Raw genomic sequence first — 23,713 nt, 5'->3', positions numbered from 1 at the left:
TTCGGTGTACAACCGAGTAAGGCCAAGCAAGTTTGTAGCAATTGGGTTCCAAATGTTGTCTTGGAAATTTCCTGAAGAGAGGCTATTAAAATGCCAAGAAGACGAGTCGTCGCCAAACGCGACACGCTGCCGGATCCAAAATTCGGTAACGTGACTCTGGCAAAGTTTATGAACCACGTAATGATTAGTGGTAAGAAGTCGGTAGCAGAGCGCATTATTTATGGTGCTATGGATATCGTTAAAACCAAATTGAATCGTGATCCTTTGGAAGTATTTACTGAGGCTCTCGAGAACATCGCTCCGCTGGTTGAGGTTAAATCTCGCCGTGTGGGTGGTGCAACCTATCAAGTTCCTGTCGAAGTACGTGCATCGCGTCGTACTGCGCTGGCAATGCGCTGGTTGGTGGATTACTCGCGTAAGCGTGGTGAGAAATCAATGCCTGCGCGTTTGGCTGGTGAGCTGATGGATGCTGCACAAGGCAAAGGCGCTGCGGTTAAGAAGCGTGAAGACGTTCACCGCATGGCTGAAGCGAACAAGGCGTTCTCGCACTTCCGTTTCTAATGGAAGTTTGCTCCAAAACGCCTATGTGAGATTAAGGGCAGCAATCGCTGCCCTTTCTTTAGTAGCGAATCTGTAATCGGGGAATACCTCTGTGGCACGTAAAACACCTATCGCACGCTATCGCAATATCGGCATCTGCGCACACGTAGATGCGGGTAAGACGACGACGACCGAACGTGTGTTGTTTTATACCGGATTGTCTCACAAGATTGGTGAGGTGCATGATGGTGCTGCAACGACCGACTGGATGGTGCAGGAGCAGGAGCGTGGTATCACCATTACTTCTGCTGCTGTTACGACATTCTGGAAGGGCATGGGTGGCCAGTTTGATGAGCATCGCATCAATGTAATTGATACTCCTGGACATGTTGATTTCACAATCGAAGTAGAGCGCTCTTTGCGTGTGCTCGATGGTGCGGTTGTTGTTCTGTGCGGATCTTCGGGTGTGCAGCCGCAAACCGAAACCGTATGGCGCCAAGCGAATAAGTACGAAGTTCCTCGTATCGTATTTGTTAACAAAATGGATCGTACCGGCGCTAGCTATATGCGTGTTGTTGAACAGCTGAGAACCCGATTGGGCGCAAATGCTGTTCCGCTGCAGATGACTATCGGCGCTGAAGATGAATTCAAGGGTGTTGTTGATCTGGTTAAGATGCGCGCCATTATCTGGAACGAAGAAGACCAGGGTATGACCTTTAAGTACGAGTCGATTCCTGCGGATCTGCTTGCGACTTGCGAAAAAATGCGTGAATTCCTGATTGAGTCGGCGGCTGAGTCCAGTGAAGAGTTGATGGAAAAGTATTTGGGCGGCGAAGCGCTGACTGAAGAAGAAATCAAGTCTGGGATTCGTGCGCGCACATTGGCCAATGAAATAGTTCCGGTAATTGGTGGTTCGGCGTTTAAGAATAAGGGTGTCCAGGCAATGCTGGATGCTGTAATCGATTATCTGCCGGCGCCCACCGAAGTTAAGGCGATTGAGGGTGTGTTAGAGGATGGTGAGACCGTTGCTACGCGTAAAGCGAGTGATGATGAGCCGTTCTCTGCATTGGCATTTAAAATTGCTACCGATCCATTTGTTGGCACGTTAACTTTTTTCCGTGTTTATTCCGGCACGCTGGAATCTGGCGATACCGTATTGAACTCGGTGAAGGGGAAAAAAGAGCGTGTTGGTCGTATGGTGCAAATGCATGCGAATCAGCGTCAGGAAATTAAAGAAGTTTTAGCGGGTGATATTGCTGCGGGTATCGGCTTTAAAGATTGCACTACCGGCGATACGCTGTGTGCTCTGGATAGTGTCATTATTCTAGAGCGTATGGACTTTCCGGAGCCGGTAATCCATGTAGCGGTTGAGCCTAAAACCAAGGTTGATCAGGAAAAGATGGGTGTTGCGCTGAGCAAATTGGCTCAGGAGGATCCTTCTTTCCGGGTTCGTACCGATGAAGAAACCGGCCAAACCATTATTGGTGGTATGGGCGAGTTGCATCTCGATATCATTGTTGATCGTATGCGGCGCGAATTTGGTGTCGAGGCTAATATCGGTAAGCCGCAGGTGGCCTACCGTGAGGCTATTCGCAATACCTGTGAGATCGAAGGCAAATTCGTGCGTCAGTCGGGCGGCCGTGGTCAATTTGGTCACTGCTGGATACGCTTCTCTCCCGGTGCGGATGAGGGCGCTGAAGGTTTAGAGTTTGTAAATGAGGTTGTGGGTGGTGTGGTTCCTAAGGAATTCATTCCTGCAATTCAAAAAGGCATTGCTGAACAAATGCAAAACGGAGTTCTGGCGGGCTATCCATTGCTTGGGTTAAAGGCTGTTGTGTTTGATGGCTCTTACCATGATGTGGATTCGTCGGAAATGGCGTTTAAGATTGCTGCATCTATGGCGACCAAGAAGTTGGCTCAAAAAGGTGGTGCGGTATTGCTTGAGCCGATCATGAAGGTTGAGGTGGTCACTCCGGAAGCAAACATGGGCGATGTGGTTGGTGACTTAAATCGTCGTCGCGGCTTGATTCTGGGTATGGATGAGGGTCCGATGGGAAAGGTGATCGACGCTGAGGTTCCGTTGTCGGAAATGTTTGGTTATGCGACTGCTTTGCGTTCAGCAACTCAGGGTCGTGCAACCTACACCATGGAATTTTTGAAGTACCAAGAGGCCTCGCGCAATGTTGCTGAAGAAGTGATTGCAAAAGGCGGAATGCAAAGAGACGAAGAATAGTTTCGATATTTCATCTTTATATAGAGGAATTGAAAAGTGGCTAAAGAGAAGTTTGAACGTAACAAGCCCCACGTTAACGTGGGCACCATTGGTCACGTTGACCATGGTAAAACCACATTGACTGCAGCCTTGACTCGCGTGTGCTCGGAGACTTGGGGTGGTGAAGCGGTAGCATTTGATGGTATCGATAAGGCACCAGAAGAGAAGGCGCGTGGTATTACCATTAATACCTCACACGTAGAATATGATTCACCTGTGCGTCACTATGCGCACGTTGACTGCCCAGGCCACGCCGACTATGTGAAAAACATGATCACCGGTGCTGCGCAAATGGACGGCGCAATTCTGGTGTGTGGCGCGACCGATGGTCCAATGCCGCAAACTCGTGAACACATCCTGTTGTCTCGTCAAGTAGGTGTTCCTTTCATCGTAGTATTCCTGAACAAGGCTGACTTGTTGGCAGAAGACTGTGGTGGTGTGGGTACCGAAGAATACAACGAAATGTTGGAATTGGTAGAAATGGAGCTGCGTGAGCTGCTGTCTACCTATGACTTCCCAGGTGATGACACTCCGATTATCGCTGGTTCTGCGTTGATGGCGCTTAACGGTCAAGACGATAACGAATTGGGCACTACCGCTGTACGTAAGTTGGTTGAATCTCTGGATAGTTACATTCCAGAGCCTGTACGTGCTATCGATCAGCCATTCTTGATGCCGGTAGAAGACGTGTTCTCTATTTCTGGTCGCGGTACTGTAGTAACTGGCCGTGTAGAGCGTGGTATCGTTAAAGTTGGCGAAGAGATTGCGATCGTTGGTCTGAAAGACACCGTTAAAACTACCTGTACTGGTGTTGAAATGTTCCGCAAGTTGCTCGACGAAGGTCGTGCTGGTGAGAACGTAGGTGTTCTGCTTCGTGGTACCAAGCGTGATGACGTTGAGCGTGGTCAAGTATTGTGTAAGCCAAACTCAGTTACTCCGCACACTAAGTTTGAATCTGAAGTGTACGTACTGTCTAAAGAAGAAGGTGGTCGTCATACTCCATTCTTCAAAGGTTATCGTCCACAGTTCTACTTCCGCACTACTGACGTAACTGGTGCTGTTGAATTGCCAGAAGGCGTAGAGATGGTAATGCCAGGTGACAACATTAAGATGGTTGTTACTTTGATTCACCCAATCGCGATGGAAGACGGTTTGCGTTTTGCTATCCGTGAAGGTGGTCGTACTGTTGGTGCTGGTGTTGTTGCCAAAATCATTCAGTAATTTTGCTTGTTAAGAGGCGGGCCCTTGTGGCCCGCTTTTTATTTTCAGTCTGATTTGGTGTGTTTGATCAAATAATCGCAAATGTGCTGTTTATTTGTTGACAGGTCACCAAGTCGCCCTTAGAATTGCGCCTCCTTTTGCCGGGGTACTTTTTCCTAGCGCATTGGAAGTTCTTTAAAACAAACAATTGGAGTTTGGTTCACATGCAGAATCAACGCATTAGAATTCGCCTGAAGGCTTTTGATCACAAGCTTATTGACGCCTCTACTCAAGAGATCGTTGAGACAGCAAAGCGTACAGGTGCTCAAGTGCGCGGTCCGATTCCGCTGCCGACTCGTAAAGAGCGCTTCACTGTATTGATTTCCCCGCACGTTAATAAAGACGCGCGTGATCAATACGAGATCCGTACACATAAGCGTTTGCTGGATATTGTTGAGCCTACTGAAAAAACTGTTGATGCACTTATGAAGCTAGATTTAGCTGCTGGTGTTGAAGTTCAAATTAGTCTCGGCTAAGTAAATGTTTAAGGTTCGGGCGCACTGGGTGCTCGAACTGTGTAACGCTCTGAAATGGGCGGCCATAGCGGGTAAAAGCCCCGTACACTATAGAGGTTAGTAAAATGACGATTGGTATTGTCGGCCGCAAAAGCGGTATGACTCGTGTATTTACCGATAATGGTGTTTCCATTCCTGTTTCTGTGATTGAGGTTGAGCCTAATCGCATTACTCAGGTTAAAAGCGTGGACACTGATGGTTACTCTGCTGTGCAGGTGACTATTGGTGCTCGTCGTGCCTCCCGTGTTACCAAATCCGAAGCTGGCCACTTTGCTAAAGCTAATGTTGAAGCAGGTCGTGGTGTTTGGGAGTTGCGTAACGAAGCTCAAGAAGCTTTCGAAGTTGGTGCAACAATTACTGTCGAGTCTTTCTCTGCAGGTCAAATAATTGATGTAACCGGCACATCTAAAGGTAAAGGTTTTGCTGGCGGTATTAAGCGCTGGAATTTCGGTATGCAAGATGCGACTCACGGTAACTCCCGTTCGCACCGTGTACTGGGTTCTATCGGCCAGTGTCAATCTCCAGGTCGCGTATTCAAAGGCAAGAAAATGGCTGGTCATATGGGGGCTGAGCGTGTAACCGTTCAAAACCTTGAGATTGTCCGTGTCGATGTTGAGCGCAATCTGCTTCTTGTTAAGGGTGCTATTCCTGGTGCTCCAGGTGGCGACGTTATTGTGCGTCCTGCTGTTAAAGCGCGCACTAACGGTTAAGTATCCGAGGGGAATCGACCATGGAATTAAAAATTGTTAGTCCCGGTGGTGCCCAGGGTACAGTTTCTGTATCTGAAGTTGCCTTCGGTAGAGAGTTTAATCAAGACTTGGTTCATCAAACTGTTGTTGCCTATATGGCTGGTGCTCGTCAAGGTACTAAAGCGCAAAAGACTCGCGCTGAAGTGTCTGGCGGTGGCAAAAAGCCTTGGCGTCAAAAGGGAACTGGTCGTGCTCGTGCTGGTACTATTCGCAGCCCAATTTGGCGTGGCGGTGGTGCTACTTTTGCTGCTAAGCCACGTAATTTCGAGCAAAAACTTAACAAGAAAATGTACCGTGCTGCACTGCAGTGCATCCTGTCTGAGTTGAATCGTCAGGATCGTTTGATTGTTGTTGAAAGCTTTGATGTGGATGCACCAAAAACCAAATCATTAGTTCAAAAGCTGGCTCAATTTAATTTGACAGATGCTTTGATTATCACCGAAGAGATGAGTGAAAACTTATTTCTTGCATCGCGCAACCTGTACAAGGTTGGTGTGATTGATGTGCAGGGTGTTGATCCTGTAAGTCTGATCGGTTTTGACAAAGTAATTGTTACTGTTCCTGCTCTGAAAAAATTCGAGGAGATCCTGGGATGAACCAAGAACGCATTTATAAAGTGTTGCTAGGTCCTGTGGTTTCTGAAAAGTCAGCTGCAGCCGGTGAGACTAGTAATCAAGTGGTTTTCAAAGTGTTGGCCGATGCCACCAAATTGGAAATTAAAGCCGCAGTTCAAGCATTGTTCAGCACTAAAGTTGAGTCAGTGCGTACATTGAACGTTAAGGGCAAAACCAAGCGTACACGCTACGGAATCGGCAAGAGAAGCGATTGGAAAAAAGCGTATGTATGTCTTGAGCAAGGTCAAGAAATCGACTTTGCGGTAGCTGAGTAAGGGGATTGTTGCAATGCCAATTGTAAAATGTAAACCAACCTCTCCAGGTCGCCGCTTTGTAGTAAAAGTTGTCAATCCGGATTTGTACAAAGGTGATCCTTACGCCCCTCTGTTGGACAAAAAGTCCAAGTCAGGTGGTCGTAACAATACCGGTCGCATTACTACTCGCCATGTTGGTGGCGGCCATAAACAACATTACCGTGTAGTTGATTTCCGTCGCAATAAAGACGGCATCCCTGCAACTGTTGAGCGCATTGAGTACGATCCCAATCGTACTGCTTATATTGCTCTCGTATGTTATGCAGATGGTGAGCGTCGCTACATCATTGCGCCCAAAGGTTTGAGCGCTGGTGACAAAATTGAGTCGGGTAACGCTGCAGCTATTAAGCCAGGCAATACTCTGCCAATCCGTAACATCCCGTTGGGTAGTGTGATTCACTGTGTTGAGCTTAAGCCTGGTAAAGGTGCTCAAATTGCTCGTTCTGCTGGTGCTTCGGCTCAGTTAGTGGCGCGCGATGGTGCTTACGCAACTTTGCGTTTGCGCAGCGGTGAAATGCGTAAAGTGTTGAGTGATTGTCGCGCAACTCTGGGCGAAGTCTCTAACAGTGAGCACAATTTGCGTTCATTGGGCAAGGCAGGCGCTAAACGTTGGCTTGGCATTCGTCCTACTGTTCGCGGTGTTGCGATGAACCCGGTAGATCACCCAATGGGTGGTGGTGAAGGCCGTACTTCTGGCGGACGTCACCCAGTTTCACCATGGGGTACTCCAACCAAGGGTTACAAAACGCGCAAAAACAAGCGCACCGATAACATGATTGTTCGTCGTCGCGATAAGAAATAAGCGCCGACTTAACAGCTGAATAGAGGAAGAGACAGTGCCACGTTCACTGAAAAAAGGTCCTTTTATCGATCTTCACCTGATTAAGAAGGTCGAAGCTGCGATCGCGAGTAATGATCGTCGTCCAATTAAGACTTGGTCGCGCCGTTCCATGATTATGCCGGAAATGGTGGGTTTGACTTTGGCTGTGCACAATGGGCGTCAGCATGTTCCGGTCCTGGTTAACGAAGAAATGGTTGGCCATAAGCTTGGCGAATTTGCAGCAACTCGCACTTATCGTGGCCATGCCGCTGATAAGAAAGCGAAAAAACGCTAATCGAGGTATACGATGGAAGTAGCAGCAAAATTAAGCGGTGCTCGTCTGTCGGCGCAAAAAGCGCGTTTGGTTGCTGATCAAATTCGCGGTAAAGGCGTTGAAGACGCGCTTGATATTCTCGCTTTTAGCACTAAGAAAGGCGCAGAGATCATCAAGAAAGTGCTCGAATCTGCAATTGCAAATGCGGAGCACAACGAAGGCGCTGATGTTGATGAGTTGAAAGTGAAAACGATTTTTGTAGATGAAGGCGTAAGTCTTAAGCGCATTAAACCGCGTGCAAAAGGCCGTGCTGATCGTATTACAAAACGTACTTGTCATATCACCGTTAAAGTAGCCGATAAGTAAGAGAGCGCGTTATGGGTCAGAAAGTACATCCAAACGGTATTCGTCTGGGAATCATCAAAAAGCATACTTCAATTTGGTATGCCGATGGCACCGATTACGCAGACAAACTTAACATCGACTTGAAGGTACGTGCGTACATTCAGGACAAGCTTGCTAGTGCGTCAGTTAGCCGCGTTGATATTGAACGCCCCGCTAATACTGCGCGCATTACTATTCACACTGCTCGTCCAGGCATTGTGATTGGTAAAAAAGGCGAAGATGTTGATAAGTTGCGCGCTGAAGTCAGCAAACAAATGGGCGTGCCTGTTCATATTAATATTGAAGAGATTCGCAAGCCTGATTTGGATGCAGCTTTAGTGGCGCAAGGCGTGGCTCAGCAATTAGAGCGTCGTGTTATGTTCCGTCGTGCGATGAAGCGCGCGGTACAAAATGCAATGCGTCAAGGTGCTGAAGGTATCAAGATCCAAGTGGGTGGCCGCTTGGGTGGTGCCGAAATCGCTCGTACTGAGTGGTATCGCGAAGGTCGTGTACCTCTGCATACTTTGCGTGCAGATATCGATTATGCAACAGCAGAAGCGAGCACCACCTACGGTATCATTGGTGTAAAAGTGTGGATTTTCAAAGGCGAAGTTATCGGTGACGTTACTGAAACCGAAGCAGCGTCTAAGAAAAAAGCCGCTAAATCCAAGTAAGGGGTACGCATCATGTTACAACCTAAGCGTACAAAGTTTCGCAAGCAGATGAAAGGCCGCAACCGCGGCTTGGCCCAGCGTGGCTCCAAAGTTAGCTTTGGTGATTTTGGCTTGAAAGCAACTGGTCGCGGTCGCATTACAGCGCGTCAAATTGAGGCAGCACGTCGTGCGATGACTCGTCACGTTAAGCGTGGCGGTAAAATCTGGATCCGTGTGTTCCCTGATAAGCCGATTACAGCTAAACCACTCGAAGTTCGTATGGGTAGCGGTAAAGGTGGTGTGGAATACTGGGTAGCGCAAATTCGTCCTGGCAAGGTTCTCTATGAGATGGATGGTGTAAGCGAGGAATTAGCTCGTCAAGCCTTCGCTCTTGCTGCGGCTAAATTGCCAATTACAACAACATTTGTTAAACGTTCGGTGATGTGATGAAAGCTTCAGAACTCCGCGAAAAATCCGTCGAAGAGCTGAATGGCGTCTTGTTGGAGCAGTTGAAAGAGCAGTTTAAGTTGCGTTTGCAAGCTTCAACTGGTCAATTGACCCAATCGCACTTGCTTACGCAGGCTCGCAAAGACATCGCTCGCATCAAGACGGCGCTTAGTCAAAAGGCAGGTAAGTAACGATGACTCAAGAAACTAAAGTGGCTCGTACACTGACTGGCAAAGTTGTCAGCGACAAGATGGATAAAACCATCACCGTGTTGATTGAGCGTCGTGTAAAGCACGAGCTTTATGGCAAATACACCACTAAATCATCCAAGCTTCACGCTCATGATGAAAATAATGAGTGCAAGATAGGTGATCTCGTGACTGTATCTGAGTCGCGCCCCCTGTCGAAAACCAAGACCTGGTCTTTAGTGAAAATTGAAGAGCGCGCTTCAGAAGTCTAAGACTTCCGCGCTTTTGTAAGTCAGTTTCGGAGACGGACGATGATTCAAACAGAAAGCTACTTAGATGTTGCTGACAACAGCGGTGCTCGCCGTGTCATGTGCATCAAGGTTCTTGGCGGCTCTCACCGTCGCTATGCGGCAGTGGGTGACATCATCAAAGTGACCGTTAAGGAAGCAATTCCTCGCGGCAAGGTGAAGAAAGGCCAAGTAATGAAGGCAGTTGTTGTACGCACCAAAAAAGGCGTGCGTCGTCAAGACGGTTCATTAATCAAGTTTGACGATAATGCTGCCGTACTGCTGAATAACCAAGATGCTCCGATTGGTACCCGTATTTTCGGACCTGTAACTCGTGAGTTACGTGGCGAGAAATTTATGAAAATCATTTCTTTGGCGCCTGAAGTGCTGTAAGCACTTTACGCTAAAGAGTCGAGGGCAGATAAATGCGTAAAATTAAACGTGATGACGAAGTGATTGTTGTCGCCGGACGTGATAAGGGCAAGCGCGGTAAAGTTGTTCGCGTATTGGCTGAAGATCGTTTGATCGTAAGCGGCATCAACATGATCAAGAAGCACCAAAAACCTAACCCACAATTGGGTGTTGCTGGTGGAATCGTTGAAAAAGAAGCTGCGATTCATGCTTCAAATGTTGCCATTTACAATCCGGCAACAAAGAAAGCTGACCGCGTAGGTTTCAAAGTGCTTGAGAATGGCGACAAAGTTCGTGTTTTCAAATCCAATGGCGAAACCCTAGGGGCGTAATGAAACATGGCTAGGTTAAAAGAGCTTTACGTTAAAGAACTCGCCCCTAAACTCAAAGCTGAGTTGGGCTTGGCAAATGTGATGGAAGTTCCACGCATTACCAAAATCACCCTGAATATGGGTGTTGGCGAAGCAACTGGCGACAAGAAAATTCTTGATAACGCCGTTAACGATCTGGTGAAAATTGCTGGTCAGAAAGTGGTTGTGACCAATGCGCGCAAATCTATTGCGGGTTTTAAAATCCGTGAAGATTGGCCAATTGGTTGCAAAGTAACTCTGCGTTCAGATCGTATGTACGAATTTTTGGATCGTCTGATTACTATCGCGATTCCACGTATTCGCGACTTCCGCGGTATTAGTCCAAAGCAATTTGATGGGCGCGGTAACTTTTCAATGGGTGTGACTGAGCAAATTATTTTCCCGGAAATCGATTACGACAAAGTAGATCGTTTGCGTGGTTTGGATATTTGTATCACCACTACTGCACGTACCGATGAAGAAGGTCGCGCACTATTGAAAGCATTTAACTTCCCTTTCAAAGGTTAAGGTGACGTCATGGCTAAAAAATCTATGATTGCACGCGAAGTTAAACGTGCAGAAACCGTTAAGAAATTTGCTGCCAAGCGTGCAGAATTGAAAGCGTTAATCGTCAGCCCTTCATCTACTGAAGAGCAAGTGTGGGAAGCGCAAATCAAACTGCAAAAAATGCCTCGCGATGCCAGTGCATCTCGTCAACGTAACCGTTGCCGCGTAACCGGTCGTCCTCATGGTGTTTACCGCAAATTCGGCCTGTGCCGTCACAAGTTGCGCGAAGCAGCCATGCGTGGTGATGTCCCCGGCTTGGTTAAGGCCAGCTGGTAAGCCTCGGCTTAATTTTAGGAGCAGAATCTGATGAGCATGCAAGATCCAATGGCAGATATGCTGACACGTATTCGCAATGCGCAAAACGTGGGTAAAGCAGCTGTAACCATGCCTTCTTCAAAATTGAAAGTAAGCGTGGCGAAAGTACTCTCTGATGAGGGTTACATTAATGGTTTTTCAATCAGTGAAGGTGCTAAGCAAGAACTGACTGTTGACCTGAAATACTTTGAAGGCAAGCCAGTTATTGTTGAGCTTGACCGTGTAAGCCGTCCTGGCTTGCGTAATTATGCTGGTAAAACAGCGCTGCCTACCGTTCGCGGTGGTTTGGGTATCGCAATTGTTTCTACCAGTAAAGGTGTAATGACTGATCGTGCTGCACGCGCCGCTGGCGTGGGTGGCGAAGTCCTCTGCACAGTATTCTAATTGGGAAATCGTCATGTCACGAGTTGCAAAAAGTCCGGTTGAAGTACCTGCTGCAGTGACTGTCACTCTTAACGGACAGTCTCTGTCCGTTAAAGGCAGCAAAGGTACATTGGCGCTGCAAGTTCACGCGAGCGTAGAAGTTAAGCACGATAACAACGTGCTTACTTTTGCTCCGCGCGATGGTGCCAAGCAGTCAGATGCGCTAGCAGGCACTACCCGTGCGCTAGTTAATAACATGGTTCGCGGTGTTACCCAGGGCTTCGAAAAGAAGTTAATTCTGGTTGGCGTTGGTTATCGTGTTAAAGCAGAAGGCAATACTGTAAACCTGTCTGTGGGTCTTTCTCATCCGGTTAATTACGTTCTTCCAGAAGGTGTTACCGTAGAGACCCCAAGTCAGACCGAAATAGTACTGAAGGGCACTGACAAGCAATTGCTTGGCCAGGTTGCCGCTGAAATCCGCGCATACCGTGAGCCAGAACCTTATAAAGGTAAAGGCATTCGTTATTCGGACGAAGTAGTACTGCGTAAAGAAGCTAAGAAGAAGTAGGCCTAGGATATGAGCGATAAGAAGCAAACTCGTCTTCGCCGTGCACGTCGTGCTCGCGCCAAGATCCGTGAATTAGGTGTTACGCGTTTATCTATCCATCGTACTCCACGTCATATTTATGCACAGTTGATTTCTGGTGATGGTGCAAAAGTATTGGCAAGCGCTTCTACTCTGGATAAAGATTTACGCAGTGGCAAAACTGGCAATGCTGATGCAGCTAAAGCTGTCGGTGCTCTGATTGCAGAGCGCGCTAAAACAGCTGGTGTTACTCAAGTCGCATTTGACCGCAGTGGTTTCAAATATCACGGTCGCGTTAAAGCACTTGCTGATGCTGCTCGTGAAGGCGGACTGGAATTCTAAAGGTGAGATATGGCATACGCTAAGAAAGAAGAAGACAACAACGAAGGCTTGCAAGAAAAATTAGTTCAAGTTAATCGTGTTGCTAAAACTGTTAAGGGTGGTCGTATCTTTCAATTTACCGCACTGACTGTAGTTGGTGATGGTAATGGCAAAGTTGGCTTTGGCCGTGGTAAAGCGCGTGAAGTACCTATCGCAATTCAAAAAGCGATGGAAGCTGCACGTCGTAACATGATCAGTGTTGAGTTGAATGGTGATACCATTCAATACCCAACTAAAGGTGCTCATGGTGCGTCCAAGGTTTACATGCAACCAGCTTCGCAAGGTACTGGCGTTATCGCTGGCGGCGCTATGCGTGCCGTACTGGAAATCGCAGGTATTCAGAACGTTCTGTCCAAGTGCTACGGTTCTACCAATCCGGTTAACGTAGTTCGTGCCACTTTTAATGCGTTGAAAGAAATGACTTCTCCGGAAGCTGTTGCTGCCAAACGTGGTAAAAGTGTTGAAGATATTCTGAACTAATCGATTCAATCGATTACTAGAAGGCGGAATTCACCATGTCTAAAAAAATGATTAAAGTGACCCAGATTAAGAGCACTGCTCATCGTCTGGAGAGTCATAAGGCCTGCGTAAGAGGTCTTGGCTTGCGTCGCATCCGTCACACTGTTGAAGTAGAAGATACTCCATCAGTTCGTGGCATGATTAACGTAGTTCACTATCTGGTAAAGGTAGAGGGAGAATAAGATGCGTCTGAATACCCTTAGCCCGGCACCGGGCAGTACTCATGCAAAAAAACGTGTTGGTCGCGGTATCGGTAGTGGTTTAGGTAAGACTGCCGGTCGTGGTCACAAAGGTTTGAAATCTCGCTCAGGCGGCTCTGTAAGACCCGGTTTCGAAGGCGGTCAAATGCCTTTGCAAATTCGTTTGCCTAAATACGGTTTTACCTCACGTATTGGTTTGGTTACTGCAGAAATTCGCTTGTCAGAATTGAATGCTGTTGAAGGTTCAGTTGTTGATATCGAGACTCTGAAACAAGCAGGTTTGATTAGCTCTGTAATCAAGCGTGCCAAGATTTTCGCTTCGGGCGAAGTCAAAAAAGCTGTCACTGTTAAGGGCCTGTCAGTATCTAAAGGTGCTAAAGCAGCGATTGAAGCCGCTGGCGGAACAGTAGAAGAGTAACGAGGCGCGAATGGCAACTCCAGGTAATCTGCCATTAGCAAATCAAAGAGGCTTGGGCGAGCTATGGGCTCGCCTACGCTTTTTGTTTCTGGCAATAGTGATTTATCGTATTGGTACTCACATACCAGTGCCGGGCTTAGATCCTGAGCGAATTGCAAATCTGTTCAATCAAAATCAAGGCACTATTTTAGGCATGTTTAACATGTTCTCTGGTGGTGCATTGGAGCGGATGAGTATTCTTGCATTGGGTATCATGCCTTACATTTCTGCATCGATTATTATGCAGTTGCTCACGGCAGTTACTCCTTCTTTGGAGCAGTTGAAGAAAGAGGGTGATGCTGGTCGTCGTAAGATTAATCAGTACACACGTTACTTCACAGTGGTTTTAGCAAGTGTTCAAGCTCTGGCAATGGCAGTAAGTTTTTCTTCCTATGCATTTGGCGGCGAACCTAGCTTCTCTTACTATTTTATAGCAGTGGTTTCATTGGTAACCGGTGCTGTATTTATGATGTGGTTGGGTGAGCAAGTTACTGAGCGTGGTATTGGCAACGGAATATCGATGTTGATTTTTGCCGGTATTGTTGCGGGTATGCCCAGTGCTATAGGTCAGGCATTTGAAAGTGCAAGACAAGGCGATCTACATATTATTGCTTTGTTGGTCGTCACTATTCTTGCTGTTGCAGTCATTTGGTTTGTGGTTCGTATTGAGCGTGGGCAACGTCGCATCACAATCAATTATGCTAAGCGCCAACAGGGGCGTCAGGGTTACGCTGCACAAAGCAGTCACTTGCCATTAAAGATTAATATGGCAGGCGTAATTCCGGCAATTTTCGCCAGTAGTATTTTGTTGTTCCCAGCATCTATTGCCCAGTGGTTTGGTCAAGGTGGTGAGGGAGTTGTAAATGAAATACTGCAGGAAATGGCTCTTGCAATAGGTCCTGGTCAACCATTATATATTTTGTTTTTTGCTGGACTGATTACGTTTTTCTGTTTCTTCTATACGGCATTAATGTTTAATCCTAAAGAAGTGGCAGATAACTTAAAAAAATCGGGTGCTTATATTCCGGGCATTCGTCCGGGTGAGCATTCCGCTAAATATATTGATAGTGTTCTTACTCGCTTAACAGTGGTTGGGGCTATCTATATGTCGGCAGTTTGCTTGTTGCCTGAGTTCCTTGTAGTTGCCACTGGTGTGCCATTCTACTTGGGCGGAACATCACTACTTATTGTGGTAGTTGTTGTGATGGACTTTATGTCTCAGGTCCAAGCTCACTTGATGTCTCATCAATACGAATCATTGATGAAGAAGTCAAATTTGAAAGGATATGGCAGCGGCAACGCACGCTAATCCGCGATATTGAGGTTGAATCATGAAAGTTCGTGCTTCTGTTAAAAAGATTTGTCGTAACTGCAAGATGGTGCGTCGTAACGGTGTTCTGCGTGTAATTTGCAACGTTGAGCCGCGCCATAAGCAGCGTCAAGGCTAATATTTAGCGCTTCAGCGGTAAAAAGTTCAGGCAGGCTGTCTTAGACTTCCTGCCTGTTCTTTTCTGTGTGGTTTGTACTAAGTATTACCAACTGGGGGCGTTGACTGTCGTCGAGTAAGAAATTGCTCGGCTATTGCTTTATGGTGTATTTGCGGCTATCCTGCGCGCCTTTTGTTCAGGGGCGAGGGTGGCGCTTACGCTGTCAACGCTGCAATTTATGTGTTACTGGAGTAATTTGAATGGCTCGTATTGCTGGTGTAAACATACCAGATAACAAACACGCCGTTATCTCATTGACTTATGTATATGGGATTGGTCGTACCACAGCCAAGCAAATCTGTGCTGCTACTGGCATTGCCGAAGATGTAAAAATCGGCACTTTGTCTGAAGAGCAGATGGATGCTATCCGTGCTGAGGTTGCTAAGCGCACCGTAGAAGGTGACTTGCGTCGTGTAATATCTATGAATATTAAGCGTTTGATGGATTTGGGATGCTACCGTGGCTTACGCCATCGTCGTGGTTTACCGCTTCGTGGTCAGCGTACTAAAACGAACGCTCGTACCCGTAAAGGCCCACGTAAGCCTATTAAGAAGTAATTCTTGCTTACGCTTTCATTCACTTACGGTAACAAATTAGTAGGAAGAAATTGCTATGGCGAAGCCAAGTAATAAAACCACAGCCAAGAAAAAAGTTAAAAAGACAGTAATCGATGGTGTTGCTCACATCCATGCTTCTTTTAACAATACCATCGTGACTATCACTGATCGTCAAGGCAATGCACTTGCTTGGGCGACCTCCGGTGGTTCTGGTTTCCGTGGTTCACGTAAAAGTACTCCTTTTGCTGCTCAGGTTGCTGCTGAGCGCGCTGGTGAAGCGGCAAAAGAATATGGTTTAAAAAACCTCGACGTCGAAGTTAAGGGGCCAGGCCCAGGTCGCGAATCTGCTGTTCGTGCACTTAACAATGTTGGTTATAAAATCACTAACATTACTGACGTTACGCCGATTCCTCACAACGGCTGTCGTCCGCCGAAGAAACGTCGCGTATAAGGGGGATTAGAAAATGGCTCGTTATATTGGACCTACCTGTAAATTGTCTCGCCGTGAAGGCACTGATCTTTTTTTAAAGAGTGGTGCGCGTGCGTTAGACTCAAAATGTAAAATTGAAACTGCACCTGGCCAACATGGCCAACGTCGTGGTCGTTTGTCTGACTATGGTGTGCAGTTGCGTGAAAAGCAAAAAGTTCGTCGTATTTACGGCATTCTGGAAAAGCAATTCCGCGGTTACTACAAAGAAGCGGCTCGTCGTAAAGGCGCAAGCGGTGAAAACTTGTTGAAACTGTTGGAATGCCGTTTAGATAATGTTGTATATCGTATGGGCTTCGGTTCAACTCGTGCTGAATCACGTCAATTGGTATCTCACAAGGCAATTAGCGTTAACGGCAAGACTGTTAATGTTGCTTCTTTCCAAGTAGGTGCTGGTGATGTAGTTGCTGTGCGTGAAAAAGCTAAAAAACAACTGCGCGTACAAAACGCGTTGAATTTGGCTGGTCAACGCAGCAATGTTGAGTGGGTAGATGTGAATGGCGAGAAAAAAGAAGGCGTATTCAAGCGCGTTCCTGATCGCATTGATTTACCTGCTGACATCAACGAGAACCTCATCGTCGAGCTTTACTCCAAGTAAGGGACGAACCGCTAACAGGTGTGGCTATGCAGACTGCAGTAAACGAATTTTTAACTCCGCGTCATATCGATGTTTCAGAAAGTGGCCCAACACGCGCACGCGTGGTGTTGGAACCCCTGGAACGTGGCTTTGGACATACTTTAGGCAATGCGTTGCGTCGTATTTTGCTTTCATCAATGGCGGGTTGCGCTATTACAGAAGTCGAAATAGATGGCGTGTTGCATGAGTACAGCGCAATTGAGGGTGTTCGTGAGGATGTTATTGAAATCCTTTTGAACCTCAAGGGTGTTGCAGTAATTATGCACGGTAAGGATCATGCGGTTCTTACTTTGACTAAAAAAGGCCCTGGCGTTGTTACTGCTGCTGATATTCAAGTTGATCATGATGTGGAAATTAAAAATCCCGATCATGTAATTGCGAACATCACTGGCAATACTGAATTGAAAATGCGCTTGACCATTGCTCGTGGTCGCGGGTATCAACCAGCTGACAGTCGTCGTCGCGATGATGATGAGAGTCGCGCTATTGGTCGTTTGCAGTTGGATGCATCATTCAGCCCGGTTAAGCGTTTGGCTTATAGTGTTGAGAGTGCTCGTGTTGAGCAGCGTACTGACTTGGATAAGTTGATTTTGGATTTAGAGACTAATGGTACTATAGATCCTGAAGAAGCTATTCGTCGTGCGGCTACCATTCTGCAGCAACAACTTGCAGTATTTGTTGATCTTGAAGGCGAAAAACAATCAGCTCCAGAGCAAAAAGAAGAGGCTATTGATCCGATTCTTTTACGTCCTGTTGATGATCTTGAGCTTACTGTTCGTTCAGCAAACTGCTTGAAAGCAGAAAACATTTACTACATTGGTGATTTGATTCAGCGCACTGAAGTTGAGCTGTTGAAGACGCCAAACTTGGGTAAAAAATCTCTTACCGAGATTAAAGATGTGCTTGCATCACGCGGCCTTTCTCTTGGTATGCGTTTGGAAAACTGGCCTCCAGCCAGTTTGAGAAACGACTAAAAAACCTAAAACCACATACAGATATCATTGAATTGATATTTGTATGTGGTTTTTATTATTAGTTTGCCCGTTAACTCACTTCGGTGCGGGTGATTAACGAGATTGCATTTAGCAATCCATTTTTGAAGGGTATATCTCATGCGTCATAAATTAAGTGGTCGTCAATTAGGCCGTAATGCATCTCACCGTAAAGCCATGTTCCGTAACATGGTTATTTCTTTGGTTGAGCATGAATTGATTAAAACTACTTTGCCAAAAGCAAAAGAATTGCGTCGTTTTGCAGAGCCTTTGATTACTTTGGCTAAAGTAGATAGCGTTGCTAACCGTCGTTTGGCATTCGCACGTTTGAATAGCAAAGAAGCTGTAGGTAAGTTGTTCAGCCAGCTTGGCCCGCGTTATAACACCCGTCCAGGTGGTTACGTTCGTATTTTGAAATGTGGCTTCCGTGCTGGTGATAAGGCGCCTATGGCTTATGTAGAGTTGGTTGATCGTCCAGCTAAAGCTGTTGAAGTTGCTGTAGACGCTGAATAAGCGTTTAGCAATCGCTAACAAAAAGGCCAAGCAGCAATGCTTGGCCTTTTTGTTTTTGGAGAAACAAATGATTATGTCTCTGATTTTGCTTCACAAGTCACATTTGTCTGCTTGGTTCTATAGTCAATGTCGCACAAAAGTTTCAGCCATTGTCGACTTCTTTAAGATTAGAAAATCGCTAAAATGTTCAACACAGGGATGCTAATCAGAACAGGAAGTTGTGATTAGAGGATTAAGTTTTAGGATGAAACTTTTCTAGGGAAGTACAAATGATGAGTAAGGATACTGCACGATCATGATGATCGGTGTGCCCATGCAGGAAGCAGTGGGGCTTGCAGGAAGCAAAGCCCCTATTTTTCTTTTTAGTAAATTATGCTTTTGTTTTTTCGCTCTTAGCGAGCTTGGCTTTTTTACTTGTGACGACATTCAACATCGGGGCAAGGAATCGCCCAGTATGTGAATGTGTTAATTGTGCTATTTCTTCTGGTGTTCCTGTTGCGATAATCTGGCCTCCACCGCTCCCTCCTTCCGGCCCTAAATCAACAATCCAATCTGCAGTTTTAATCACATCCAAATTGTGCTCGATTACCACAACGGTATTGCCGTGATCGCGCAGGCGATGCAGTACGTTGAGCAATTGCTGGATGTCGTAGAAATGTAAACCGGTTGTGGGTTCATCCAAAATGTAGAGCGTTTTTCCTGTGTCGCGTTTGGATAATTCTTTCGCCAGTTTTACCCGCTGTGCTTCGCCGCCGGACAAGGTTGTTGCTGACTGTCCTAAGCAGATATAGGACAGACCAACATCAATAAGTGTTTGCAGCTTGTTGGCGATGGAGGGGACGGCATCAAAGAATGCGCGTGCATCTTCAATTGTCATTCCCAAAACTTCGTTGATGTTTTTCCCTTTGTATTTCACATCCAGTGTTTCGCGATTGTAGCGTTTACCTTTGCAGACATCGCAGGGAACGTAAACGTCGGGCAAAAAGTGCATTTCTACTTTGGTTACACCGTCGCCCTGACAGGCTTCGCAGCGGCCGCCTTTCACGTTAAAACTAAAGCGACCGGGTTGATAACCGCGTGAGCGCGATTCCTGAGTGCCAGCAAACAATTCGCGAATTGGCGTGAAGATGCCAGTATAGGTGGCAGGATTTGAACGCGGTGTGCGACCAATCGGGCTCTGGTCGATATCCACGCATTTATCAAACAAATCCATTCCTTCGATTGACTCATAAGGCGCGGGTGTCAAAGTGGTCGCACCATTCAGTGCGGTTGCTGCCAGAGGGTGGAGCGTAGCGTTGATTAGGGTTGATTTGCCCGAGCCAGAAACACCCGTCACACAGGTCATCAGTCCTACTGGAATTTCCAGTGTAACGTTTTGTAGGTTATTACCCTTGGCGCCAACGAGACGCAGCATCTGCGTCTTATCGAATGGATGGCGCTTTTCCGGAATGGCAATCGACCTTGTGCCGCTCAGGTATTGGCCGGTAATCGAATCCTTATTGGCCATGATGGCTTTGACGTTGCCTTGGGCGATAACTTGTCCACCGTGTACGCCCGCACCTGGGCCAATGTCGATGACATGATCGGCTTGGCGGATGGCATCTTCATCATGCTCCACCACAATCACGGTATTGCCTATATCGCGCAAATGGGTGAGGGTTTTGAGTAGGCGCTCGTTGTCCCGTTGATGTAGTCCGATGGACGGCTCATCAAGAATATACATAACGCCCACCAAGCCAGCGCCGATTTGGCTGGCGAGGCGGATGCGCTGTGCTTCGCCGCCGGAGAGGGTTTCAGCGCTGCGGTTGAGGGTCAGGTAATTCAAACCCACGTCCACCAAAAAACGGAAGCGGTCGCGCAACTCTTTCAGAATCTTATCGGCGATGCCTGCTTTGCGCCCGGTGAAAGCCAGCTTCATATAGTAATCGTAAGCATCGGCGACTGGCATTTCGGTGATGCTGGGGAGCGGGCGCTCATCGATAAACACATTGCGCGCCTCTACGCGCAAGCGTGTGCCTTCACACTCAGGGCAAGGCTGGCTGGATAAAAACTTGGTTAGATCTTCGCGCACAGAGTTGGATTCAGTATCGCGATAGCGGCGCTCCATATTGGTCAGCACGCCTTCAAAACTGTGGCTGCGTTTGTACACATCGCCGCGATCATTGATGTAATTAAATTCGATAATCTCTTCACCCGAGCCGTACAGCACCGCTTCACGCTGTTTGGCTTTGAGTTTTGCCCAAGGGGTGTTCACGTCGAATGCATAGTGTTTGGCGAGTGAGGCGAGCATGTGAAAGTAATAGACATTGCGCTTGTCCCAGCCGCGAATCGCACCTTCAGAAAGACTCAGCGCCGTATCTTGGATGACTTTATCTTCATCAAAAAATTGATGTACGCCCAAACCGTCACATGTGGGGCAAGCGCCCGCAGGATTGTTGAACGAGAACAGGCGCGGTTCGAGTTCGGTCAGGCTGTAGTCGCAAATCGGGCAGGCGTGTTTGGATGAAAACAAGCGGTCGGGTGCTTCACCGTCCATATAATTAATGCACGCAATGCCTTCCGATAAGTTCAGCGCCGTTTCAAACGACTCCGACAGGCGCAGCTTTAAATCTTCGCGCACTTTAAAACGGTCGATGACAACTTCGACGGTGTGTTTCTTTTTCTTGTCGAGTTTTGGTGTGTCATCCAAGTCGCAGAGAATGCCGTCGATGCGCGCGCGAATAAAACCATCACGTTTCAGTTGTTCAAAGACATGCAGGTGCTCACCTTTACGATCGCGGATCACCGGCGCCAGCAACATGAGTTTGGTGCCTTCTGGCAGTCCGAGCGTGGTGTCTACCATCTCGCTAATCGTCTGTGCGGTAAGGGGGGCGCCATGTTCCGGGCAGCGCGGTTCACCTACGCGCGCATAGAGCAAACGCAGATAATCATAAATTTCAGTGATGGTGCCCACGGTCGAGCGCGGGTTGTGCGAGGTGGATTTTTGTTCGATGGAGATGGCAGGGCTCAGGCCTTCCACATGATCGACATCGGGCTTTTCCATCATCGATAAAAATTGGCGCGCATAAGTAGAAAGGGATTCCACATAGCGGCGCTGACCTTCGGCGTAAAGCGTATCAAACGCCAGTGACGACTTGCCCGAACCAGACGGCCCGGTAATCACCACAAGCTTGTCCCGTGGGATATCAAGATCAATGTTTTTGAGATTGTGAGTGCGTGCACCCCTGACAATAATTTTGTCCATCTACTGCAATCCGCCTATGGTCATTCAAAACGAGCGATTATACGTGAATAGATTGCCAGCAGATGTCAGCAGGGCAATTAATCCAATCTTGCGCAGGATTTACAGGTCGCAGGCGGCTTGAATTGGTACACTGTCGGCCTTTTAATAATTGACGCTTTTATTCACCTCTACCGACATCTGATCCCATGCAAGAATCTACTGAGACTGCAACTGTCCATTCCGCGTCTGTCACCTTTGAACGCAAGGTGGTCTACTCGTTGGCGGCGCTGTACACCTTTCGTATGTTTGGCCTGTTTATGCTGCTGCCGGTATTGGCGCTGTATGGCACTGAATATGCGCATCACAGCCCTTTTTTGCTCGGCTTGGCTTTGGGTGCCTATGGCTTTAGTCAGGCGCTGCTGCAGATTCCATTTGGGGTTATGTCTGACCGTATCGGGCGCAAGCCGTTAATCCTCGCGGGTTTGATTGTATTTGTGCTGGGTAGTTTGGTCGCGGCCCTGGCGGACTCGGTATACGGTTTGATTCTCGGGCGTATCCTGCAGGGCGGTGGGGCAATATCGGCAGTGGTGATGGCGCTGTTGACCGACCTTACTTCGGATGAAAATCGCACCAAGGCGATGGCCACGATTGGTGCGTCGATAGGCGTTTCTTTCTCGGTTGCCATGACGGTCGGGCCGCTGCTCGCGGCGTGGGGCGGAGTAGGGGCGATCTTCTGGCTGACGGCCATTTTGGGCGTGGTGGGGATCTATATTCTGCTGCAGCTGGTACCCGATGTGGCCAAGACCACCAGCTCCAAGCGCGAGGCGGTAGCGGTGCCAGGGTTGCTGCGCGATACCCTTATGCATCCGCAGTTGCTGCGGTTGAATGTCGGGATTTTTGTGCTGCATTTTGTGCTTATGTCGAGTTTTGTGGTGCTGCCGCTGCTGCTGCAAGATCAATTGCAGATCGCACGTGAGTATCACGGCCTTGTCTACTTCCCGCTGCTCGCTTTCGCCTTTGTCTTAATGCTGCCGTTTGTGATCATCGCCGAGAAGCGCCGCAAGATTAAAGGCGTATTTCTGATTGCGGTGTCCCTGCTGTTATTGGCGGAATTGGCGCTGATGTGGGTTGGCGGCAGCCGGATTGCCGCATTGCTAGTGCTGTTTGTTTTCTTCATCGCCTTTAACATTCTGGAGGCGACCCAGCCGTCAATGGTCAGCAAAATTGCCCCGGCTGGCGCCAAGGGAACTGCGACGGGGATTTACTCCACCTTTCAAGTGCTCGGCGTATTTGGCGGCGGTGCTTTGGGAGGATGGTTATTGCAAACGCAGGGCGCAAACGCCGTGTTCTTGCTCAATGCAGGGTTGGTATTGATTTGGTTGGCAGTCGCCTGGTCGATGAAACCGCCGGAGTTTCTAGCCAGTGTGCTCATTCCACTGCGTGGGCAAAACCATCAAGTCTTGGCGGAGAAACTGCGTGCGGTAGATGGCGTGGCTGAGGTGGTGATTGTCGCCTCGGAAAATACCGTTTACCTGAAAGTGGATCAGCGCCGTGTTGATCGCAAACAGCTGGCGGCGATTGTGGCGGAAGTGTAAAGTATCCTGCGCTCCGCACGGGGCAACAACCCATCAACCTGAATGCCGCACTGTAACGACAGAAGGCGGATACTCGGACAATCAAGAGGAATGCAGCATGGCTCGCGGTATTAATAAAGTTATTTTGATCGGCAACATCGGGCAAGACCCCGAAGTGAAATATATGCCCTCCGGCGGCGCCGTGACCAACGTCAGTGTAGCCACCTCTGAGACCTGGAAAGACAAAAATACCGGTCAACCGCAAGAGCGCACCGAATGGCACCGTGTTGTATTCTTCAATCGTCTGGGCGAGATCGCGGGCGAATATCTGAAGAAAGGCTCCAAGGTGTATATCGAAGGCTCATTGCGCACCCGTAAGTGGCAAGCGCAAGATGGCACCGATCGTTACACCACTGAAATCGTCGCCAATGAAATGCAAATGCTCGACGGTCGCGGCGACAACCAAGGCAGCAGCATGGGCGGTGGCGCCGGTATGGGCGCAGCGGCAATCGCCAACAGTTTTGATCAAACTCCCCAGTACAACAATGCCCCTGCAGGCAATAATCAAGGTGGTTATCAGCAGCCTGCGCGCGCGCCACAACAACCGGCACCGCAGCACAGTGCGCCACAACAGCCTGCAGGGTTTGATTCGTTTGATGACGATATTCCCTTTTAGTGGTTGATTCACAGTTTGTTATCTTTAACAGGGCGCGCTTGTTACAAGTTGCGCCCTGTTTTGTTTCTGGCGGGTTCAAATCAACACCACAATAATTATTG

Annotated in this window: 34 protein-coding genes; 33 read left to right on the top strand and 1 reads right to left on the bottom strand. The window is 47.9% G+C overall.

What is annotated here, in order from left to right; all coding sequences use genetic code 11:
• Positions 1–90: 90 nt before the first annotated feature.
• The 31 genes from rpsG (at position 91) to rplQ (ending at position 18,139) form a co-directional block, all read left to right on the top strand.
• Positions 91–561, top strand: a complete 471-nt coding sequence (gene rpsG / locus AC2CG4_RS05525) for a 30S ribosomal protein S7 (protein ID WP_062058878.1) — start codon at positions 91–93, stop codon at positions 559–561.
• A gap of 91 nt (positions 562–652) precedes the next feature.
• Positions 653–2,773: an elongation factor G gene (gene fusA, locus AC2CG4_RS05520; RefSeq protein WP_484485297.1), complete on the top strand. Its 2,121-nt coding sequence runs from the start codon at positions 653–655 to the stop codon at positions 2,771–2,773.
• A 36-nt stretch (positions 2,774–2,809) separates the two neighbouring features.
• Positions 2,810–4,033 (top strand): elongation factor Tu, encoded by a 1,224-nt coding sequence (gene tuf, locus AC2CG4_RS05515; protein ID WP_484485296.1) that lies wholly within the window; start codon positions 2,810–2,812, stop codon positions 4,031–4,033.
• Positions 4,034–4,236: 203 nt separating this feature from the next.
• The gene (rpsJ, locus tag AC2CG4_RS05510) at positions 4,237–4,548 is read left to right on the top strand and encodes a 30S ribosomal protein S10 (protein WP_007644456.1); all 312 of its coding nucleotides are present in this window, start codon (positions 4,237–4,239) and stop codon (positions 4,546–4,548) included.
• Positions 4,549–4,652: 104 nt separating this feature from the next.
• Positions 4,653–5,297, top strand: a complete 645-nt coding sequence (rplC, locus tag AC2CG4_RS05505) for a 50S ribosomal protein L3 (protein WP_062059485.1) — start codon at positions 4,653–4,655, stop codon at positions 5,295–5,297.
• A 20-nt stretch (positions 5,298–5,317) separates the two neighbouring features.
• Positions 5,318–5,932, top strand: a complete 615-nt coding sequence (gene rplD / locus AC2CG4_RS05500; protein ID WP_062059487.1) for a 50S ribosomal protein L4 — start codon at positions 5,318–5,320, stop codon at positions 5,930–5,932.
• Positions 5,929–6,225, top strand: coding sequence for a 50S ribosomal protein L23 (gene rplW, locus AC2CG4_RS05495; protein WP_484485295.1), 297 nt, complete (start codon positions 5,929–5,931; stop codon positions 6,223–6,225). Before rplD ends, rplW begins: the two co-directional genes overlap by 4 nt.
• A 13-nt stretch (positions 6,226–6,238) precedes the next feature.
• Entirely contained in the window at positions 6,239–7,066 is an 828-nt protein-coding gene (rplB, locus tag AC2CG4_RS05490) for a 50S ribosomal protein L2 (protein WP_062059491.1), read from the top strand.
• 34 nt (positions 7,067–7,100) lie between these two features.
• Positions 7,101–7,379: a 30S ribosomal protein S19 gene (gene rpsS, locus AC2CG4_RS05485; RefSeq protein ID WP_039912567.1), complete on the top strand. Its 279-nt coding sequence runs from the start codon at positions 7,101–7,103 to the stop codon at positions 7,377–7,379.
• A gap of 12 nt (positions 7,380–7,391) precedes the next feature.
• On the top strand, positions 7,392–7,724 hold the full coding sequence (gene rplV, locus AC2CG4_RS05480; RefSeq protein WP_007644463.1) for a 50S ribosomal protein L22: 333 nt from the start codon (positions 7,392–7,394) through the stop codon (positions 7,722–7,724).
• An 11-nt stretch (positions 7,725–7,735) separates the two neighbouring features.
• Positions 7,736–8,416 carry a 30S ribosomal protein S3 gene (rpsC, locus tag AC2CG4_RS05475; protein ID WP_062059493.1) on the top strand — a complete coding sequence of 227 codons (681 nt, stop codon included), beginning with the start codon at positions 7,736–7,738 and terminating at the stop codon, positions 8,414–8,416.
• 12 nt (positions 8,417–8,428) lie between these two features.
• Positions 8,429–8,842 carry a 50S ribosomal protein L16 gene (rplP, locus tag AC2CG4_RS05470; RefSeq protein WP_062059495.1) on the top strand — a complete coding sequence of 138 codons (414 nt, stop codon included), beginning with the start codon at positions 8,429–8,431 and terminating at the stop codon, positions 8,840–8,842.
• Positions 8,842–9,033, top strand: a complete 192-nt coding sequence (gene rpmC, locus AC2CG4_RS05465) for a 50S ribosomal protein L29 (RefSeq protein ID WP_062059497.1) — start codon at positions 8,842–8,844, stop codon at positions 9,031–9,033. The genes rplP and rpmC overlap by 1 nt, the downstream gene beginning before the upstream one ends.
• Positions 9,034–9,035: 2 nt before the next feature.
• Positions 9,036–9,302 (top strand): 30S ribosomal protein S17, encoded by a 267-nt coding sequence (gene rpsQ, locus AC2CG4_RS05460; RefSeq protein ID WP_039912573.1) that lies wholly within the window; start codon positions 9,036–9,038, stop codon positions 9,300–9,302.
• A 39-nt stretch (positions 9,303–9,341) separates the two neighbouring features.
• Complete coding sequence (gene rplN, locus AC2CG4_RS05455; protein ID WP_007644480.1) at positions 9,342–9,710, top strand: 50S ribosomal protein L14; 369 nt, start codon at positions 9,342–9,344, stop codon at positions 9,708–9,710.
• Between the two features lie 32 nt (positions 9,711–9,742).
• Complete coding sequence (rplX, locus tag AC2CG4_RS05450; protein WP_062059499.1) at positions 9,743–10,060, top strand: 50S ribosomal protein L24; 318 nt, start codon at positions 9,743–9,745, stop codon at positions 10,058–10,060.
• Positions 10,061–10,066: 6 nt separating this feature from the next.
• The gene (rplE, locus tag AC2CG4_RS05445; RefSeq protein ID WP_062059501.1) at positions 10,067–10,606 is read left to right on the top strand and encodes a 50S ribosomal protein L5; all 540 of its coding nucleotides are present in this window, start codon (positions 10,067–10,069) and stop codon (positions 10,604–10,606) included.
• A gap of 9 nt (positions 10,607–10,615) precedes the next feature.
• Positions 10,616–10,921 (top strand): 30S ribosomal protein S14, encoded by a 306-nt coding sequence (rpsN, locus tag AC2CG4_RS05440; RefSeq protein ID WP_062059503.1) that lies wholly within the window; start codon positions 10,616–10,618, stop codon positions 10,919–10,921.
• Between the two features lie 30 nt (positions 10,922–10,951).
• Positions 10,952–11,344, top strand: a complete 393-nt coding sequence (rpsH, locus tag AC2CG4_RS05435; RefSeq protein ID WP_062059504.1) for a 30S ribosomal protein S8 — start codon at positions 10,952–10,954, stop codon at positions 11,342–11,344.
• A gap of 13 nt (positions 11,345–11,357) precedes the next feature.
• The gene (gene rplF / locus AC2CG4_RS05430) at positions 11,358–11,891 is read left to right on the top strand and encodes a 50S ribosomal protein L6 (RefSeq protein WP_062059506.1); all 534 of its coding nucleotides are present in this window, start codon (positions 11,358–11,360) and stop codon (positions 11,889–11,891) included.
• A 9-nt stretch (positions 11,892–11,900) separates the two neighbouring features.
• Positions 11,901–12,251 carry a 50S ribosomal protein L18 gene (gene rplR / locus AC2CG4_RS05425; RefSeq protein WP_484485294.1) on the top strand — a complete coding sequence of 117 codons (351 nt, stop codon included), beginning with the start codon at positions 11,901–11,903 and terminating at the stop codon, positions 12,249–12,251.
• A 9-nt stretch (positions 12,252–12,260) separates the two neighbouring features.
• Positions 12,261–12,770, top strand: coding sequence for a 30S ribosomal protein S5 (gene rpsE / locus AC2CG4_RS05420; protein WP_062059518.1), 510 nt, complete (start codon positions 12,261–12,263; stop codon positions 12,768–12,770).
• 35 nt (positions 12,771–12,805) lie between these two features.
• Entirely contained in the window at positions 12,806–12,991 is a 186-nt protein-coding gene (rpmD, locus tag AC2CG4_RS05415) for a 50S ribosomal protein L30 (protein WP_062059520.1), read from the top strand.
• Position 12,992: 1 nt separating this feature from the next.
• Complete coding sequence (gene rplO, locus AC2CG4_RS05410) at positions 12,993–13,427, top strand: 50S ribosomal protein L15 (RefSeq protein WP_062059523.1); 435 nt, start codon at positions 12,993–12,995, stop codon at positions 13,425–13,427.
• A 10-nt stretch (positions 13,428–13,437) separates the two neighbouring features.
• Entirely contained in the window at positions 13,438–14,775 is a 1,338-nt protein-coding gene (gene secY, locus AC2CG4_RS05405) for a preprotein translocase subunit SecY (protein ID WP_484485293.1), read from the top strand.
• A 22-nt stretch (positions 14,776–14,797) separates the two neighbouring features.
• The gene (rpmJ, locus tag AC2CG4_RS05400; RefSeq protein ID WP_039912586.1) at positions 14,798–14,914 is read left to right on the top strand and encodes a 50S ribosomal protein L36; all 117 of its coding nucleotides are present in this window, start codon (positions 14,798–14,800) and stop codon (positions 14,912–14,914) included.
• A gap of 239 nt (positions 14,915–15,153) precedes the next feature.
• Positions 15,154–15,510 (top strand): 30S ribosomal protein S13, encoded by a 357-nt coding sequence (rpsM, locus tag AC2CG4_RS05395; protein ID WP_062059527.1) that lies wholly within the window; start codon positions 15,154–15,156, stop codon positions 15,508–15,510.
• 55 nt (positions 15,511–15,565) lie between these two features.
• Positions 15,566–15,961 carry a 30S ribosomal protein S11 gene (gene rpsK / locus AC2CG4_RS05390; RefSeq protein WP_062059529.1) on the top strand — a complete coding sequence of 132 codons (396 nt, stop codon included), beginning with the start codon at positions 15,566–15,568 and terminating at the stop codon, positions 15,959–15,961.
• A 13-nt stretch (positions 15,962–15,974) separates the two neighbouring features.
• Entirely contained in the window at positions 15,975–16,595 is a 621-nt protein-coding gene (rpsD, locus tag AC2CG4_RS05385) for a 30S ribosomal protein S4 (RefSeq protein WP_062059531.1), read from the top strand.
• 26 nt (positions 16,596–16,621) lie between these two features.
• Complete coding sequence (locus AC2CG4_RS05380) at positions 16,622–17,608, top strand: DNA-directed RNA polymerase subunit alpha (RefSeq protein WP_062059533.1); 987 nt, start codon at positions 16,622–16,624, stop codon at positions 17,606–17,608.
• A gap of 138 nt (positions 17,609–17,746) precedes the next feature.
• Positions 17,747–18,139 (top strand): 50S ribosomal protein L17, encoded by a 393-nt coding sequence (gene rplQ / locus AC2CG4_RS05375; RefSeq protein WP_062059535.1) that lies wholly within the window; start codon positions 17,747–17,749, stop codon positions 18,137–18,139.
• Positions 18,140–18,509: 370 nt separating this feature from the next.
• Here rplQ and uvrA read toward each other — a convergent pair whose 3' ends face one another.
• Positions 18,510–21,383 carry an excinuclease ABC subunit UvrA gene (gene uvrA / locus AC2CG4_RS05370; RefSeq protein ID WP_484485292.1) on the bottom strand — a complete coding sequence of 958 codons (2,874 nt, stop codon included), beginning with the start codon at positions 21,381–21,383 and terminating at the stop codon, positions 18,510–18,512.
• A gap of 185 nt (positions 21,384–21,568) precedes the next feature.
• Here uvrA and AC2CG4_RS05365 point away from each other — a divergent pair, with 185 nt between their 5' ends.
• Both AC2CG4_RS05365 and ssb read left to right on the top strand, forming a co-directional pair.
• Positions 21,569–22,957 carry an MFS transporter gene (locus AC2CG4_RS05365; protein ID WP_484485291.1) on the top strand — a complete coding sequence of 463 codons (1,389 nt, stop codon included), beginning with the start codon at positions 21,569–21,571 and terminating at the stop codon, positions 22,955–22,957.
• Between the two features lie 97 nt (positions 22,958–23,054).
• Complete coding sequence (gene ssb, locus AC2CG4_RS05360) at positions 23,055–23,612, top strand: single-stranded DNA-binding protein (protein WP_484485290.1); 558 nt, start codon at positions 23,055–23,057, stop codon at positions 23,610–23,612.
• The last annotated feature ends 101 nt before the right edge of the window (positions 23,613–23,713 follow it).

This window comes from Cellvibrio sp. ATLC23, from assembly GCF_057196725.1.
This window is presented reverse-complemented; position numbering and strand designations above follow the sequence as displayed.